This is a genomic window from Lysinibacillus irui, assembly GCF_028877475.1.
GTDB lineage: Bacteria > Bacillota > Bacilli > Bacillales_A > Planococcaceae > Lysinibacillus > Lysinibacillus irui.
Genome location: NZ_CP113527.1, coordinates 2,687,130 through 2,704,052, shown reverse-complemented (window position 1 = coordinate 2,704,052; position 16,923 = coordinate 2,687,130). Strand labels below are relative to the sequence as shown.

Below are 16,923 nucleotides of genomic sequence, written 5' to 3'. Positions count from 1 at the left end.
TGCGATATAAAAAGATCGCACTTTTTTTATTGCGCAACAACCTCTGTACGCTCATCCATACACATGACTATTTCTTCTGCTACTTGCTGCGCTAACGAAAGTTCAGACGTAAAACCAACACAGGAACAATTCATTTCCCCTAAAATATAGCAATCTTCTCCCGCTTCATTTGTATCTAACATAAAATCAGCAGTCCAAATCAGCGGTAAATCATGATTCCCTAATAAGCTTGTCACTTGAGGGAGCTGTGCTAAAAAGTTTTCTACAAGCTCTGGCCATTCTTCGGGCTGATCATAACGATAGTGAGCACCTGAAAAGAGCGTTGCACTAAAGGCATCCTTCGTTTCAGCAGGTTTCTTATGTACGACATGAACAGGGTGATCTCGTAACATCAATAAACGGATTTCCCCCTCTGTAATACGTGGAAGAAATCGCATATCAATTAACATACCATTGGCACCAGTAATATACTGCTCACAAAACGTCATAAAGTCGCCAAGTTGCCAATATTCAACATGGTTATCTTTCGCTTCTGTACATTTAATTTGAGCATCAAGTGGCACTGCAGTAACGCCCTCGGCCAGTGGGTCCACCAAGTTTACTCGCCAAATTCCTTCACCAGTTGAACCACGGTTTTGCTTTAGAACACGTTCAGTCACGGCTAAGGATATAGGGAATTGTGTTTTGAATGCTTCGATTGTGTAGTAGGCAAATGTATCATCAGGTACTAAATTAGTCGTCGTAAGCTTTGATAACACATCTTTAGAACCGTAGCTAATCATGGCATCTGGATGTGGCATTCCTATAATTCCCGCTTGGCATAGCTCCCGCAACATTTCAAAATACTCTTCTTCATGCTGCAAGTTGCCTGGATTAATGCGGGATACATAGGCTACACCATGCTCTTTTACATACTCAAAAATTGCCTGTTTTTTAGTGACATCAAAGAAAAGAACCTCAGCATCTTGCCCTCGTTGCTTTAATGCATCCACCATGGGCATTGTATCTGGGCGATAGCCGTCTGGTCCTTTATCTGTGCCACCCTCAACCTCGAAAATAATAACTTTTTTATCCATAATAGTACCTCCCTTTGTCTGTTATTATGTTCAGTATAGTTGACAAAAAGGGAGAAAAGATATATGAAATATGTAAAATTTATGTATAAATTCATATTTTGCTATATCTATAATAGGAAGTATTAACTATTACTATTTTGAATTATCTGATTTTAATATGTTTCGGGCTGTTTCTTTTGAAAAACTGTGAGGTATAAAATCATCAAGAGAATTAATAATGTCCCCAAAAACTGATAGCCTCCAAATGGAATTTTTAACCACCATACACTCGTGACGACAGCAGTTAATGGTTCTAGGCTTCCTAGTAAGCTAGATTCTTTTGGCGATAAATACTGCAAACTAGCAATATAAAACCAAAACGCAAGCATCGTGCCAAACACAATAATAAAAAGGAAATAAATAACGGTAGAAAAGGTCCAAGTTGACATATCAATAGCCCAAGGATGATGGAAAAAACTCATTACTAAACCACCTATGATCATAGACCAGCCAACAACTAATAAAGAGTGAAACTGTTGCAGAAGCGGCACGGCATATAGCGTGTAAAATGCAACTGAAAGTCCTGATAATACACCCCACAACACAGCCAGAAATGGAACTGATAAGGTCGACAAGGAACCGTTTGTTAAGAGCAAAAATGTTCCCACAAGAGTGAATGTGACTGCAATGCCATCTTGTTTTGTTAATGGACTTTGCTTCGTTAAAAAGTAATAAGCCATGATAAACAGAGGTGCTAAATATTGTAGTAATGTTGCCACTGCTGAATTACCAATAGCGATGGACATCATATAGGTATACTGGACAGCAAGCATCCCAAGTAAACTAAATAAAATTTGTCTATATGCATTTTGCTTTGTCCGCCACACAACAAATATGGAGGCATGACGATGAGTAATTTTATAAACAGCAAGTAGTAGTATTCCAGCCATAAGCAACCGACTAGAAACAAGCCAGCCTACCTCTATATTGTCCTGTTGAAACAGTCTCTGCGCTACGGTTCCTCCAATTCCCCAAAAACTTGCTCCTAGAATGACAAGTAATAAACCATATGTACGATTTTTCTTGATGGTTTGACCCATATCCTAACATCTCCTAAACTATCATGATAAAGTGATTATAAAGGAATTAAATATGAAAAAATAGCGGTTCAATACTGTGAAAATATCAATATATTGAGGGATGTGAAAATTGTTGCCACACTTAAACATTTCGAAGGATTTACAAGAACTAACATTACATGGCACAAAGGAATTTCCAGTTGCCTTATATGAAACGGTCATGCGATTAGAAAGCATGGATTTCCTACCACTTCATTGGCATAAAGAAATTCAATTTGTTTATATAAAAAGTGGACGTGTCCAATATCGAGTAGGAACAGATGTATTTATATTGGAGGAGGGGGAGGGACTTTTTATCAATGTATCGGGATTACATGAAGCCAAACCATATCAATTTGAGCAAGCTTTGATTTATTGTGTAAATGTGGATGCAAAGTTGATGGGGGGACATGAAGGCAGCATCTTTCACTCTAAATATGTGCAGCCCTATATAACGACTAATCGATTGCCATATGTTAAGTTAACCGGGGAGTTATCAGAAAAAGTAGCGGATATAGCGGATATGATGCGAGAGCAGGTAGCATTCTTTGAGTTTAAGATATGGAGAGAACTCCTCTTCATTTGGGAATCGATGCTAACACAATCCATGCTAACAAAAGAAATCGTGGATTCTAGTATTATCGTACAGCATGAACGAGCAAAAGCTATGCTGGATTTTATTCACGCACATTATCACGAGAAAATAGCATTAGAAGATTTAGCTAGTCATGTTTACTTAAGTCGTGCCGAATGTAGCCGCTTCTTTAAAAAAATAGTGGGGATGACACCATTTAGCTATTTATTACAATACAGACTTCGCAAAAGCATAGAGCTATTACAGAATGATGAGCAATCCGTTACTGCCGTTGCGATTAATACTGGATTTAGTACAGTCAGTTACTATATTGAGAAATTTAAACAATATACAGGCTACTCGCCACATGTTTATCGCAGAAAGTTTCTAAGTGTGAAAAATAATTGAACTGAAATGGAAAGACGATAAACTTTTTTACTTAAAATATATACAAGATTAACCAATTGAAATAAAGTTTAATTAACAGTAGAAAGGGGGCTTAAGGAAAATGATCGTTTTAAAAAGAAAGCAAAATATATGGCTAGCCTTGTTACTATTAGTGCTAGCTAGCAATTTTACGCTCTATCATAGTGGATTAGGTTCGTCCATTTTACCCCTTAAAACGAACGGTGTAGTGATGGGTTCATTGTTTGACTTTGTTGTGGTCATGCCTGTGTTATATATGCTTTATAAAGGGAAATTCTCCTTAAAGCAGGCTATATTATTGGCCGCTTTTGGCTGTATTGCCGCACGCTTTATCATTCCCATAGAGCATCTTCAGCCATTTGTGGCCGTAACGTGGGCTGGTTTTGCGGTCGAAGGAACGGTTATTCTATTGGAAATTGTCCTTGTAGCAACCCTTGTACGATACTTGCCATCTATTTTAAAGGATGTTCGTGAAAGTTCCTTACCTGATCTCTTTTCATTTTCAAAGGCCGTAGAAAAGCATGCACCAAAGCATCCGGTTATTCAAATGATTTGTGCAGATTTACTAGTGCTTTATTATAGTTTTGCAAGCTGGAGAAGGAAAGAACCTCAAGGCTTAACTTTGCATAAACAGTCAAGCTATATCGCTTTTCAGCTTATGATTATTCATGGTATTGCCATCGAGACAATTGGTATTCACTGGTGGCTACATGAAAAATCCATGATCCTTTCGATTGTACTGCTTATTTTTAATTTGTATTCAGTTATTTTTTTTATAGCGGATATGCAGGCTATACGTTTAAACCCCGTATACGTCACTGAAGATACTTTATATTTATCTCTTGGTTTAATGAAACGAACAGAAGTCCGCTTTGCTCATATTGCAGAAATGGTTGAAGACAAAGGGCAACTAGAAGGAAAATTATCAAAGGATACGATAGATTTTATTGCCCGTGATTTTGGAGAAGCCTATCCACAATTTATTTTAAAAATGAAAGAACCGGTAGAAGTGACATTTATGTTAGGAATAAAAAAACACTATAACCAAGTAGCGATTAAAGCAGATCAAGTACAGGAATTTAGACAAATGCTAGAAAAAGGAATGTCCAAACACTTCTAGCGTAACAATTCAATAGCCAGCGTTTTGAATAGGTTAATCAAAACGCTGGCCTTTTTATTTAATCAAGATGGGCAATCGCATGAAGAATATCATCGCGGACTGCTTCCCAAAATTGCTGCTGAGCCGCATCACAATACGTATAAAGCTCTTTATGCTGAATATGGTCGTATAGAATAGCAATATTATTTTGATGAAAGTATAGTCGATGATTTAAAGCTTCTCGTTCATCTTCAATACAAAATAGTTTATAAATATCTGCAACACGTTCAAGCTTTGCTAGCTTTTGCGTCATAACCTCATATTGCACTTGATGAAAGCGTCCAACTGCAGACGACATGGATATTTTAGCTCGATGCTCTGCCTGTAATGTACGCAACTCCTCCTGACGAATCGCCACACGGTACCAAAATTCATAACGATGCGGTAACTCTTTTAATTCATAGGTGAGTAAGGATTTCAAAATAACATGTACTTGTTCATATGTATCGATAATCTTCTCTGGTTCTTTAAAAATGCCAAACATACAACCACCCCCATGTAATTTAATACTACGAGTAATGATTAAAATCCTTTAAAAACATCCTAATAATCAAAAGGTTAATAATTCCTAGGTTCTTGAACTTTTCCAAAGTATGAAATTGTTTTATTGGGTATGACAGTAAACGCTAGATTCTTTCTCTAGAAGGAGGGGCTCTAGTGTTTTTTCTTCATTTAGGACGGAATTTACTGATTTTATTAAGGAAAATAGTAAATTCAGAAAAATAGAGAAATAGCATTTACAAAACAAAAATATTTATGTTAACTTAAATAATGAAGTTGGTTAACTTAAAAAGGGGGGAAGTTAACAATGCAACATTTTTGGGTTGTAGGAACAGATACGGATGTAGGAAAAACCATTGTCACCACCATGTTAATGTGTCATTTACAAAGAAAGGGGTTAAACGTTACCCCATATAAGCCTGTTCAGACAGGGGAGGTAAATGACAATGGGCATGGCTATTATCATGATACAGCCATGTATGAAGCGTATTCCTTACAGAAGCTTAAGCAAGGGCACATCAATAGTTATTCTTTTAGAGAAGCCGCTTCACCACATTTTGCTGCACAGCTGGAGGGACAGCAAATTCATGTAGACGAATTATTTCAGCACCTTCAAGGATTACAAGAATCCTATGATGTCGTGATATGCGAGGGGGCTGGTGGACTTTTTGTGCCGCTCACTGCTCCTAATGGTCCGACTTTACTGGATGTGATTGTTAGGAGCAAGCTGCCAGTAGTGCTAGTTACAAGGACATCTCTTGGGACGATTAATCACACATTGCTAACGATGGAGGCATTACATTCTCGTCAAATTAATGTGGCAGGTATTGTTTTTAATGGGGACACAGGTAGCAAAATGGAACAGGACAATATACAAACGATTTTACAATACCACCCTATACCTTATGCAATTATCCCGAAGCTAAATAATATGTCACAGCTAATGGAGTATTCCATAACACACACAACTTTGTTTGAAAGGCTTTTTGCATATGAATCAAGCATTAACTGACTTACAGAAAAGAGATGTAAAGCATATTTGGCATCCATGCTCGCAAATGAAGGATTATGAGGCGTTTCCACCCATTGTTATAAAAAAAGGACAAGGAGTATGGTTATATGACGAGCACGACCGACGTTATTTAGATGCCGTATCCTCTTGGTGGGTCAATTTATTTGGGCATGCTAATCCACGTATTAGCCGGGCTTTAAGTGAGCAAGCATTTACATTAGAGCATACGATCTTTGCTAATTTTACCCATGAGCCTGCAATAAAAGTAGCCGAGAAATTATCAGCTTTAGCACCAGAAGGCTTACATAAAGTATTTTTTGCGGATAATGGCTCTTCTGCCATAGAGGTGGCCTTGAAAATGAGCTTTCAATACCATATGCAGACAGGTAAAACAAAGAAAAAGCGCTTTCTCGCTTTGACGGATGCTTATCATGGAGAAACGATTGGGGCTTTATCTGTAGGAGGAGTAGAGCTTTACAATGAAGTGTACAAGCCTCTTTTATTAGATACTGTTCGTGCCAAAGGGCCAGACTGCTATCGTTGTCCATTTCACAAAGAGCCAGCAAGCTGTAATGCGCCATGTAGTCGCTTTATAGAAGATCAGCTCAAAGAACATCATGAAGAAATTACGGCTGTTATTATAGAACCGCTTATACAAGCGGCAGCAGGTATGAAAATGTATCCACCCATCTATTTGCAACGCTTACGAGCACTGTGCTCTCAGTATGATGTGCACTTAATAGCAGATGAAATTGCTGTTGGCTTTGGCCGCACAGGTACATTGTTCGCTTGTGAACAAGCGGGGATTTCACCTGATTTTATGTGTTTATCAAAGGGGCTTACAGGCGGTTATTTACCATTATCTGCTGTCTTAACGACGGACCAAATTTATCAAGCTTTTTATGACGATTATGGAACAATGAAGGCATTTTTACATTCTCATAGTTATTCGGGCAATACATTGGCCTGCCGAGTTGCGCTTGAAGTGTTAACGATGTTTGAAGAGGAGCAAGTGATTGCAATGATTCAACAGAAAGGTGAGCGTATGCGAGAGTTAGCTACAGCTGCATTTTATGACGTACCTTATGTAGGTGAATACAGACAAGTTGGTTTAGTGGGAGCTATTGAACTTGTTGCCAATCGAAAGACAAAGGAACCATTCCCTAGTGAAGAAAGAATTGGTTATCAAATTTACCAACGTGCTTTAGCACATGGTCTACTCATAAGACCTCTTGGCAATGTGCTGTATTTTATGCCACCGTATATTATTTCTGATGAAGAAATGATCTTCATGATCGAAACAACAAAAGAAACGATTGAACAATTTTTCCAAGACAGGAGGGTTACAGTTGAGTAAACGTCACCATACATTAGCACTTGTCATGATTGCTATGTTTGCTGCTCTTACGGCAATCGGGGCTTTTATTAAAATCCCATTACCTGTCGTACCATTCACATTGCAAATTGTTTTTGTGTTTTTAGCTGGGTGCTTATTAGGTCGTCGCAATGCCCTTTATAGTCAACTTATTTATATTGGAGTAGGGTTAGTGGGATTACCAGTATTTACACAGGGTGGAGGTATTATGTATGTTTTGCAGCCTACATTCGGTTATCTGATTGGCTTTGCCCTTGCTGCCTATTGCATTGGGTTCATTATGGAAAGAATAAAGACACCAACAAAAAAGCATTTCATTGGGGCAACGATTATGGGGCTTATCCTTATTTATGCTGTAGCCGTTCCTTATTTATATGTGGCTTTGAATTTCTGGTTAGACATGAAGTCGAGCTGGTCACACGTTTTCGCTATTGGTTTTCTAAGCAGCATTGTGGCTGACTTTTGCTTAGCTATCACATCAGGCCTACTAGCAGAAAGATTGTATAAAGTATTTCAGTCGGCAAGAAATGTGAAAATTTCACAAGTGGAAAGGGAGAATGTCATATGAATTATAAACAATTAGCGCAAGAAGTAATTGCTGGCAAAATCATTAGCAATGAGGAGGCACTGGCCATTTTAAATTGTGAAGATGATGAGCTATTGGAGGTGATGGATGGTGCTTTTGCGATTCGTCGTCATTATTATGGTAAAAAAGTAAAATTAAATATGATTATGAATGCAAAAAGCGGCTATTGTCCAGAGGATTGTGGTTATTGCTCGCAGTCGTCTAAATCTACTGCTCCTATTGAAAAATATCCTTTTATTTCAAAAGAAGAAATTCTAGCTGGTGCTAAACGAGCGTTTGACAACAAAATTGGGACGTATTGTATCGTAGCAAGCGGTCGAGGGCCAACTCGTAAAGATGTTAATGTAGTGAGCGAGGCGGTCGCTGAAATTAAAGAAAAATACGGTTTAAAGGTTTGTGCCTGTCTTGGCTTGCTGAAAGAAGAACAGGCACAGCAATTAAAGGAAGCTGGTGTGGATCGCTACAACCATAATTTGAATACATCCGAACGTCATCATGCTTATATTACTACTTCACATACCTATGAGGATCGTGTCAATACGGTGGAGATTGTGAAAAAGCATGGGCTCTCACCTTGTTCTGGTGCCATTATCGGTATGAAGGAGACGAAAGAGGATGTAGTCAATATAGCACGTGCCCTCCATCAATTGGACGCTGATTCCATCCCAGTGAACTTTTTAAATGCCATTGATGGTACAAAGTTAGAGGGAACAAAGGAATTAAATCCCCGGTACTGTTTAAAAGTTTTGGCGTTATTCCGTTACATCAATCCTACAAAGGAAATACGTATTTCGGGAGGTCGTGAAATTAATTTAGGGTCACTTCAACCGCTTGGCCTCTATGCAGCAAACAGTATTTTTGTAGGCGATTATTTAACAACAGCTGGTCAAGAGGCGAATAGTGATTATCGTATGTTGGAAGACTTAGGCTTCGAGATTGAATTAACACAAAAGCAAGAAGCAGTTTTTTGTTAACCTTATGAAATGAAATTTACTACTACAGAAAAAACCGTACATTCGTACGGTTTTTTGCTTGAGACAGATAAAGTAAGGCAAATGACGGATGAGAGAAGCAAATTGGTGGATATAAATTGAAAAATGACGGATAGAACTAACAGAGTTTACTGTTTTATGCCTATCAAATAACAATTTTCACAAATTGTTCAATGAAAGCGTTTTGAAATTGAACAGTTTGTGAAGACCTTCACATAAAGCTTTCTTTTCAAAAAAAACAGCGTAAAATAAGAATCAAGTAAGGAATTGTTATAAAACAGTTGACGATATGTAGCTCAAGTTTTGGTGGTTGTTATATTACAATAAAAACTAAGCGAAGGGAGCTTTTCACATGTGGGTTATTACAGTTTTTGATAAAAAGGATGTTCGGATTTTTGAGTATGCAAGTAAAAATGAGGCAACAGAAGCGATGTTAAAATTCAAGAAAAATGCAGTTTTAACATATACAAAATAGGTTTTTAAGACATGCAGCCCTCTCTTCTTTGAGGGCTGTTTTTTAATAAACGACAATTGAAAAGGAACTATAAAGTGGGGATGATATAAGATGTAAGGCCGATCGACACATACATCAATCCAAGTAATACACTACAGGTCTTAGGATGACCATTCATTATTCGTATTAAAAAACCGTATAAGCGCTGTGTAAGCGTTTATACGGTTTCACTTTTTATAATATACTTGCTAAACGTTTAATTCCTTCACGAATCACTTCAGGTGTTGCATTTGTATAGTTAAGACGCATTGTATTCACGTTTGTTTTTGACGTGTAGAATGGATCACCAGGTACGAAGGCAACTTTTTGTTCCATTGCTTTATGGAAAACATCAAGGGCTGGTGTACCATCCTTCATTGTTGCCCAAATAAACATCCCTCCGTCAGGGCGTGTATATTCAACATGGGCAGGGAAAAACTCTTGCATTGCCTCAAGCATCGCATCTGACTGATTTTTATACAGCGCAATTATTTTCTTTACATGTTCCGCATAATCATTACTAGCTAAATAATCATAGATAACATATTGAGAGAAAATATTTGTATGAAGATCAGAAGCTTGCTTTGCTGTTTCGATATGCTGTAAAAGCTCTTTATTTTTCGTGATGATAAAACCAAGACGCATGCCTGGTGTGACCGTTTTAGAGAAAGAACCTAGTAAAATACTATTTTCTAATTTACCAGCACCGATATATGGAAGTGGCTCGCCTTGGAATCGTAACTCGCCATATGGGTCATCCTCAATTAAAGCAACATCGTATTTGGACACTATTTCGCAAATTTGCTCACGTTTTTCTTTTGAGTAAGTGAGCCCTGTTGGATTTTGGAAGTTTGGTACCGTATAAATGAATTTTACATTAGGCTGTTGAAGGGCGCGCTCTAATTCCTCTAGGTTAAGACCATCGTTTTCAAGTGTCACCCCATAGAAAGTTGGCTCACTTAATGTAAAGGCTTGAATCGCCCCTAAGTAACCAGGCTCTTCGATAATAATGCCATCGCCTTTATTGATGAGTACTTTACCAATGAGTTCAAGTGCTTGCTGTGAACCTGTAGTAATAAAGACATCATCTGCCTGTACATCTAATCCATGAACACGCTGATATTTCGCAGCAATGTATTCTCTCAGTGGTGCATATCCTTGTGTTGATGAATATTGAAATAAACGGCTGCCGTTTTCCATAATGGCATGGTCCACTGATGCTCTTAACGCGTCAATAGGGAAAGAGATTGGGTTTGGAAGCCCACCTGCAAAGGAAATGACATCCTCTGCATCTGTTACTTTCAAAATATTTCGAATAAATGAGGATGGGGTTTTTAAGATTCTTTCTGAATATTGCATAATAATCGGTCCTTTTTTTCTGATTTTTTAAAAATTATATCATTGTCATCGTGTGCATACAATATTATCATTGTATGCAAGACAATTAAACTATTGTATGCAAATTAACAGAAAGAAGGGCTTCTTCAATGCCTATTAATTCATTTGACGAATACCCAATGAGTTGGAAGCCAGATATTAGCCATATTTCGGCTCCATTATATATAGCTATCGCACATCAACTTGAACAAGATATCAAGGATGGAAAGCTAGCGCCAGGGACAAAACTTCCTCCACAGCGTGAATTAGCTGATTTTTTAGATGTCAATTTAAGCACCATCACACGAGCCTTCAAGCTCTGTGGACAAAAAGGATTAATTTATGCCTCAATTGGGAGTGGAACGTTTGTTTCAACGGATGCGGCTAGCAACAAAATGTTACTCCCCACGAATCGTGCCACGCCTATCATTGAAATGGGCTCAGTGTTACCAGATAATTTTGTAAATGATGATATTACACGATTTATGAAAAAGATGTTGAACGAACCTAGTTTTAGCAAGCTATTTCAATATGGACGACCAGAGGGAAATGCTTGGCAAAATGAAGCTGTCATGAAGCTTTTTGAATTGGTGAATTTTCAAACCGATCAACCTATTTTGCTCGGAGCTGGCGGACAAAATGCCATTGTGGGAACACTCGCCGCCCTATTTCAGCCCGGAGACCGAATTGGTACAGATCCTATTACCTATGCTGGCATTAAAACAGCCGCTAATATGCTAGGTATACAACTGGTGGCCATACAACAATGCCAGGGCGAGATGACAAGAGAAGGTTTATTGTATGCCTGTAAAAATGAACATATCAAAGGCATCTATGTTATCCCTGATTTTCATAACCCAACGACACATACGATGTCCGTGGAAACGAGAAAAATGATTGCGGAAGTGGCCAGAGCGAAAGATTTAATCGTTATTGAGGATGCCATTTATAGCTTTCTTAAGGAACGAGCGCTTGCCCCTATTGCTTCCTATGCTCCAGACAAGGTCATTTATATTGCTAGCCTGTCAAAAACGCTATCACCAGGATTACGGCTTTCTTTCCTTGTGACACCTCCAACTTTTCGCAAAAGAATTATGGAAACTCTCTATAATATCAACATTTCCATCTCTCCTATGATGCTGGAACTTGCTGCTAGATTGATTCATGAAGGGGTGGCGCAAACGATTTTAGAAAAACATCGAGCCTATGCTAGGCAGCAAAATACGCTTGTTAATCAGTATTTAGGAGATTATCACATTTTAGGGGATGACGAATGTATTTTCAGATGGCTCCACTTACCTGAAAAATTTACAGGTGTTCAATTTGAATTGTTAGCCTCCAAAGCTGGTGTACAAGTTTATGCGGCGGAGCGTTTCGCTGTTGGGAATACAAAGCCTGTGAATGCAGTTCGATTAGCCATTGCAGCACCAGAAACGCAATTGGAGCAGGCATTAATCATCTTAAAGGATATACTCGAAAGTAATGGTGATTATGCATTTGTTGATTAATGGATAGCAAGCGTATAATAAAGCTAAGAGAACAAAGAGGTGATTTAACATGACTCATAAAGGACGTGTAATTTTACATGTGGATATGAATAGTTTCTATGCTTCAGTGGAGCAGGCACATGATCCTAGCTTAAAGGGCAAGCCCATCGCAATCGCAGGTAACCCAAAGGAGCGCCGTGGCATTTTAGTAACCTGTTCCTATGAAGCAAGAGCTCTCGGTATTTATACAACAATGACAGTCCATGAAGCAAAACGTAAATGTCCTGAGCTCTTGTTATTGCCTCCGGATTTTCAAAAATATCGAGCAGCATCTAAAGAAATGTTTACGATTTTGCGTAGCTATACTCCTTTAGTAGAGCCTGTTTCAATCGATGAAGGCTACATGGATATTACAGAGTTAAGTAAGGAAAAACATGCGTTAAGTATTGCCCAGGAAATACAAGAGCGTATGTTAGCGGAGCTTGATTTACCTTGTTCCATCGGTATTGCACCCAATAAATTTTTAGCGAAAACCGCTTCTGATATGAAAAAACCGATGGGTATAACCATTTTACGGATACGTGATATTGAACAGCAGCTATGGAATCGTGAGGTTGTCAATATGCATGGTATTGGGGCAAGTACAGCAAAAAAATTAAATGCACATGGTATTTTTACAATTGGTGACTTAGCTCAAGCAGAAGAGTTTAAGATGAAGCAAATTTTAGGGAAGAATGGTGTGCGACTTCGAGCAAGGGCCAATGGGATAGATCATAGAGTAGTTGATCCCGAGGCGATTTTTGATACGAAGAGCGTAGGAAATTCAACAACATTACCAGAAGATGTGACAGATATTCGCACACTACATAAGACGATTGAAGGGCTATGTAAAAAAGTAGCAGAACGCCTTGATGCCAAACGTTTAGCTGGTTCTACGATCAGTATTCAAATACGTGATGCAGATTGGCATAATCACACGCGTTCAAAAACAATATCCAATGTCCTTTATCGTTTTGAAGAAATTTATGATATTGCTTGTGCATTATTTGATAAGCATTGGGATGAATCTCCAATAAGATTACTAGGTGTAACAGTTTCCAATGTGGTGGATCGTAAGGACTATACCCAGCAATTATCGATTTTTAATTATCAAGAGCATGTAAAAGATGAGCCTATTCTCAAAATAGTCGATGAAATTGAGGGGCGTTTTGGCAAGGGGATTATAAAACGAGGAGTAGATCTAGGGAAACGGTCATCTTATCAATCACAAACAAGCTTCAGTAAAGATTTTTTAGATGACCATGATTAAAGAGTGAATGAAAGCGGGTGTAAACATGTACTACAAGGAATATGGCGATACTAATAATCCGTTCATGATGTTTATTCATGGTGGGGGTGTTGGGGGCTGGATGTGGGATCAGCAAATTCAGTATTTTACCAATTATTACTGTGTAGTACCAGAGCTTATGTCACAATCCTCTTTTTCCATTGAGCAAAGTGCTAGAGAGCTGCTACTGCTAATTGAAGAAAAAGCTAATGGTAAGCCCATTATAGTAATAGGTTTCTCGTTAGGAGCTCAAATAGCTATTCAAATGCTAAGTATAAATCCAAGTTTAATTGATTTTACCATCATTAATAGTGCGCTTGTTCTTCCTTCTCCTGTATTAGAATGGATGCTACCACCGCTCATTCGGCTGACATTTCCGCTTATAAAAAATAAAACATTCGCGAAACTCCAAGCGAAATCTTTATATATCGATGACCATTATTTTGAACGCTATTATCGTGAAAGTTCAGCTATATCTGTCAATACATTAGTTCGAGTTTTACAGGAAAATATGTCGTTTACCATTCCCTCCGGTTTTCGCAAAGCCCAAGGGAAAATTTTAATAACAGTTGGAAACAAAGAGAAAAGTATTATGAAAAAATCAGCAATAGAACTAGTTCGCAGTCATCCCAATAGCAACGGTGTGTTATTGACTAACATAGGTCATGGAGTATCGTTAGCTAAGCCTGCATTTTTCAACCATTTTGTAGAAAATTGGATTCAAAAGGGTCATTTACCTGAGGGAATCGAGATTCAATAGAACTACTCCATTATGAGTAACCTTCCACATAATGGAGTTTATACGAAATTATTTACGAAAATAGTGTGGATATAAATCTTTATGCTGTAGCACCCATTCCTTCATTTCAACAATCATTTCTTCATAGCTTGGGACAACAAAGGAAAAGTCGTTCCTTGTATTTAGTAATGTTTTATTCACGTTAACAAGCTGATAGGGGAGAATGTCCAGTTTACTATCCAAAAAGTGTCGGTTACATAACTGAAGAAGTTCATATTTTGATATATTCGAAGTATGGACGAGATGATAGAGCCCTGTTAGTTCTTCATAGGTAGCACGTTCAATGGCTTTAGCTAATGTAATTGTTGTGACACCAGTCCAAATAGCACCTGTATAACCATTAATAGGGCCATCTTGTTGCATAAACCAATTGAATAATCCGATGCCGTTTTGTTTTAAATCAGGACCAATAATCGAATTACGAAATGTTAAATGCTTGTTTCGCTCAATTTCACCTAACCCTTTTGTGCGATCATAAAAGGTCTCCCCGTCTCGCATACTTTTTTCATGATAGGGGGCATTCTGCCCTGAAAAGACACAGTCTGTGCTTAGATGAATAAGCTTTGTTTGTTGATTTTCTAGGAGAGCTACAATCGCATGTGGTAGATAGCTATTTAGCAAAATACTTTGCGCGGGATTTGCATCACAAGCATTGTTTAAAACACCTATACAATTAATTACGACATCAAAATCATTGTCTTGCAGCAGGGATCGTAAAAAATTGGAGTCGGTTACATCACCTGTTATATTGTGTCCGAATGGGAAAGAAGTTCTAGAGTATGTTGTTACGTCATGCCCTTGTTCCCATAAATAGATAGCAATGGTGTGGCCAGCCATACCGGTAGCACCGAGCACTAAAAATTTCATGGTGTTCCTCCCGTCCAATGGAGAAGCTCTTTTTGAATAAGAGGTAATGTTAATAATTTTTCTTTAATATCAGCCACACTTAATCGTTGTGTATTGTTAGAGTTATATTCATCAGTTAAAGTAATTTTTGGAGAGCCCTCCTCAAGGTATTTTCCATAATTTAAATCCCGATTATCCGCTGGGATGCGATAAAATTTGCCCATATCAATGGCCTTTGCTGCTTCTTCTTTTGTACATAATACTTCATACATTTTTTCCCCATGCCGTGTCCCGATAATTTGAATGGTATTGTTTGCCTGAAAAATTTCAAGTAAAGCCTGTGCCAAATGTTCGACCGTTGCAGCGGGCGATTTTTGTACCATAATATCTCCATTTTGTGCATGTGAGAAAGCATAGATAACTAATTCAACTGCCTCCTCAAGCGTCATCATAAAACGTGTCATATTTGGATCAGTAATCGTTAAAGGTTTTCCTGCTTTTATTTGTTCGATAAATAATGGAATCACCGAGCCTCGTGAAGCCATGACATTGCCGTATCTAGTGCCACAAATAAGCGTTTGATGAGGATCAACCATTCGAGACTTTGCTATAAACGTCTTCTCCATCATTGCTTTGGAAATCCCCATTGCATTGACAGGGTAGGCTGCTTTATCTGTTGATAGACAAATGATTTTTTTCACACCTGCTTGGATGGCGGCAGTTAATACATGGTCGGTTCCTAAAATATTGGTTTTCACAGCTTCTAAAGGGAAAAATTCACAGGAGGGAACTTGCTTAAGCGCAGCGGCATGGAATACATAGTCTACGTTATACATAGCGTTGGGAATACTTTGTATATCACGGACATCCCCAATATAAAATTTTATTTTCGAATGCTGATAGAGCTTACGCATATCGTCTTGTTTTTTCTCATCCCTTGAAAAAATTCGAATTTCTTTAATATCAGTATTTAGAAATCGCTTTAAAACTGCGTTACCGAAAGAACCAGTGCCTCCTGTAATCAGTAATATTTTATCTGTAAACATTGTATGGTTTGTAGCACCTCCTGTATGTTGATTAGGATCATTTTATTTCAGGCCTTTTTCATGCAAATCACATTCAGAGTTTTCCCTAGGATAGTTGTACCAGTAGGCAAATTCATTTGTATATTTACAAGTTGGATTTTTATCCATGAGTGCACAGTTAAAATCCCAATCTCCCGCAATATCTTTCCGAATGGTAAACTTAGCATCACCGATAAAACTTCTTCGAATGATTTTAAACTGACCAGGTAATGAGTAGCGGTTGGATTCATCTTTAATAAATCCATAGCCATTTTTTATAATCATGTTGTAATAATAAATATCAAACTCACCATCTACCTGTGCGAGTACGTTGCGAATGGCAGGCAAATAATGATCATCGCTATCAATGATGGCTATATAGTCTCCTGTTGCCTCTGCAATACACCGATTATATGCAACGCTCGCACCTAGGTTTGTTGGATGAACGATAATTTTTAAAGCCGCACAGTTTTTTTGATAGTCTTGTAAAATAGCTAATGTATTGTCAGTGGAACCATCATCTACAACAATAATTTCATAGGCATATTCTTTTGGAATGCTGTCAAGCATTGTTATGATCCATTCTTCACTATTAAATGCGGGTGATAAAAAGCTGATTTTCATGTGATCCCTCCATTCTTTTATAATTAGTAGAGTTACTTAACCGAGCGGATTCTTTAATACAATATGCGTGAATATAGTGTGACTGTAGGCCAATGCTTGTTTTTAGAA

Annotated in this window: 17 protein-coding genes; 10 read left to right on the top strand and 7 right to left on the bottom strand. The window is 38.0% G+C overall.

Annotation, left to right across the window (positions count from 1 at the left end):
* Positions 1-26: 26 nt before the first annotated feature.
* Together OU989_RS13665 and OU989_RS13660 are read right to left on the bottom strand one after the other, a co-directional pair.
* Positions 27-1,076 carry a Cj0069 family protein gene (locus OU989_RS13665; RefSeq protein ID WP_274793591.1) on the bottom strand — a complete coding sequence of 350 codons (1,050 nt, stop codon included), beginning with the start codon at positions 1,074-1,076 and terminating at the stop codon, positions 27-29.
* Positions 1,077-1,228: 152 nt separating this feature from the next.
* Complete coding sequence (locus tag OU989_RS13660; RefSeq protein ID WP_274793590.1) at positions 1,229-2,155, bottom strand: EamA family transporter; 927 nt, start codon at positions 2,153-2,155, stop codon at positions 1,229-1,231.
* 112 nt (positions 2,156-2,267) lie between these two features.
* Between OU989_RS13660 and OU989_RS13655 the strand changes: the two genes are divergently transcribed.
* Both OU989_RS13655 and OU989_RS13650 read left to right on the top strand, forming a co-directional pair.
* Positions 2,268-3,155, top strand: coding sequence for an AraC family transcriptional regulator (locus OU989_RS13655; RefSeq protein WP_274793589.1), 888 nt, complete (start codon positions 2,268-2,270; stop codon positions 3,153-3,155).
* Positions 3,156-3,255: 100 nt separating this feature from the next.
* The gene (locus OU989_RS13650; RefSeq protein ID WP_274793588.1) at positions 3,256-4,293 is read left to right on the top strand and encodes a beta-carotene 15,15'-monooxygenase; all 1,038 of its coding nucleotides are present in this window, start codon (positions 3,256-3,258) and stop codon (positions 4,291-4,293) included.
* Positions 4,294-4,351: 58 nt separating this feature from the next.
* On the opposite strand, the gene OU989_RS13645 is transcribed toward OU989_RS13650, so the two are convergent.
* Positions 4,352-4,816, bottom strand: coding sequence for a hypothetical protein (locus OU989_RS13645; RefSeq protein ID WP_274793587.1), 465 nt, complete (start codon positions 4,814-4,816; stop codon positions 4,352-4,354).
* Positions 4,817-5,140: 324 nt separating this feature from the next.
* On the opposite strand from OU989_RS13645, the gene bioD reads away from it, so the two are divergent.
* From bioD to OU989_RS13620, 5 genes are all read left to right on the top strand, one after another.
* Entirely contained in the window at positions 5,141-5,845 is a 705-nt protein-coding gene (gene bioD, locus OU989_RS13640; protein WP_274793586.1) for a dethiobiotin synthase, read from the top strand.
* Positions 5,826-7,202 (top strand): adenosylmethionine--8-amino-7-oxononanoate transaminase, encoded by a 1,377-nt coding sequence (bioA, locus tag OU989_RS13635; protein WP_274793585.1) that lies wholly within the window; start codon positions 5,826-5,828, stop codon positions 7,200-7,202. The genes bioD and bioA overlap by 20 nt, the downstream gene beginning before the upstream one ends.
* Positions 7,195-7,788, top strand: coding sequence for a biotin transporter BioY (locus OU989_RS13630; protein WP_274793584.1), 594 nt, complete (start codon positions 7,195-7,197; stop codon positions 7,786-7,788). Before bioA ends, OU989_RS13630 begins: the two co-directional genes overlap by 8 nt.
* Positions 7,785-8,780, top strand: a complete 996-nt coding sequence (bioB, locus tag OU989_RS13625) for a biotin synthase BioB (protein WP_274793583.1) — start codon at positions 7,785-7,787, stop codon at positions 8,778-8,780. Before OU989_RS13630 ends, bioB begins: the two co-directional genes overlap by 4 nt.
* A gap of 370 nt (positions 8,781-9,150) precedes the next feature.
* A complete protein-coding gene (locus tag OU989_RS13620) occupies positions 9,151-9,273 on the top strand; it encodes a hypothetical protein (protein WP_274793582.1) in 123 nt (40 codons plus the stop codon).
* A 213-nt stretch (positions 9,274-9,486) separates the two neighbouring features.
* On the opposite strand, the gene OU989_RS13615 is transcribed toward OU989_RS13620, so the two are convergent.
* On the bottom strand, positions 9,487-10,650 hold the full coding sequence (locus tag OU989_RS13615) for an aminotransferase-like domain-containing protein (protein ID WP_274793581.1): 1,164 nt from the start codon (positions 10,648-10,650) through the stop codon (positions 9,487-9,489).
* A gap of 128 nt (positions 10,651-10,778) precedes the next feature.
* On the opposite strand from OU989_RS13615, the gene OU989_RS13610 reads away from it, so the two are divergent.
* The 3 genes from OU989_RS13610 to OU989_RS13600 are packed head-to-tail and all read left to right on the top strand — an operon-like array spanning position 10,779 to position 14,242.
* Positions 10,779-12,176 (top strand): aminotransferase-like domain-containing protein, encoded by a 1,398-nt coding sequence (locus OU989_RS13610; RefSeq protein ID WP_274793580.1) that lies wholly within the window; start codon positions 10,779-10,781, stop codon positions 12,174-12,176.
* A 49-nt stretch (positions 12,177-12,225) separates the two neighbouring features.
* Positions 12,226-13,464 carry a DNA polymerase IV gene (locus OU989_RS13605; protein WP_274793579.1) on the top strand — a complete coding sequence of 413 codons (1,239 nt, stop codon included), beginning with the start codon at positions 12,226-12,228 and terminating at the stop codon, positions 13,462-13,464.
* 25 nt (positions 13,465-13,489) lie between these two features.
* A complete protein-coding gene (locus OU989_RS13600) occupies positions 13,490-14,242 on the top strand; it encodes an alpha/beta fold hydrolase (RefSeq protein ID WP_274793578.1) in 753 nt (250 codons plus the stop codon).
* A 48-nt stretch (positions 14,243-14,290) separates the two neighbouring features.
* On the opposite strand, the gene OU989_RS13595 is transcribed toward OU989_RS13600, so the two are convergent.
* Genes OU989_RS13595 through OU989_RS13585 form a run of 3 tightly spaced genes read right to left on the bottom strand, consistent with a single transcriptional unit; the run spans position 14,291 to position 16,815 of the window.
* Positions 14,291-15,148: an SDR family oxidoreductase gene (locus OU989_RS13595; protein WP_274793577.1), complete on the bottom strand. Its 858-nt coding sequence runs from the start codon at positions 15,146-15,148 to the stop codon at positions 14,291-14,293.
* Positions 15,145-16,173: a polysaccharide biosynthesis protein gene (locus tag OU989_RS13590; RefSeq protein WP_274793576.1), complete on the bottom strand. Its 1,029-nt coding sequence runs from the start codon at positions 16,171-16,173 to the stop codon at positions 15,145-15,147. Before OU989_RS13590 ends, OU989_RS13595 begins: the two co-directional genes overlap by 4 nt.
* A 42-nt stretch (positions 16,174-16,215) precedes the next feature.
* Positions 16,216-16,815: a glycosyltransferase family 2 protein gene (locus OU989_RS13585; RefSeq protein WP_274793575.1), complete on the bottom strand. Its 600-nt coding sequence runs from the start codon at positions 16,813-16,815 to the stop codon at positions 16,216-16,218.
* Positions 16,816-16,923 lie beyond the last annotated feature (108 nt).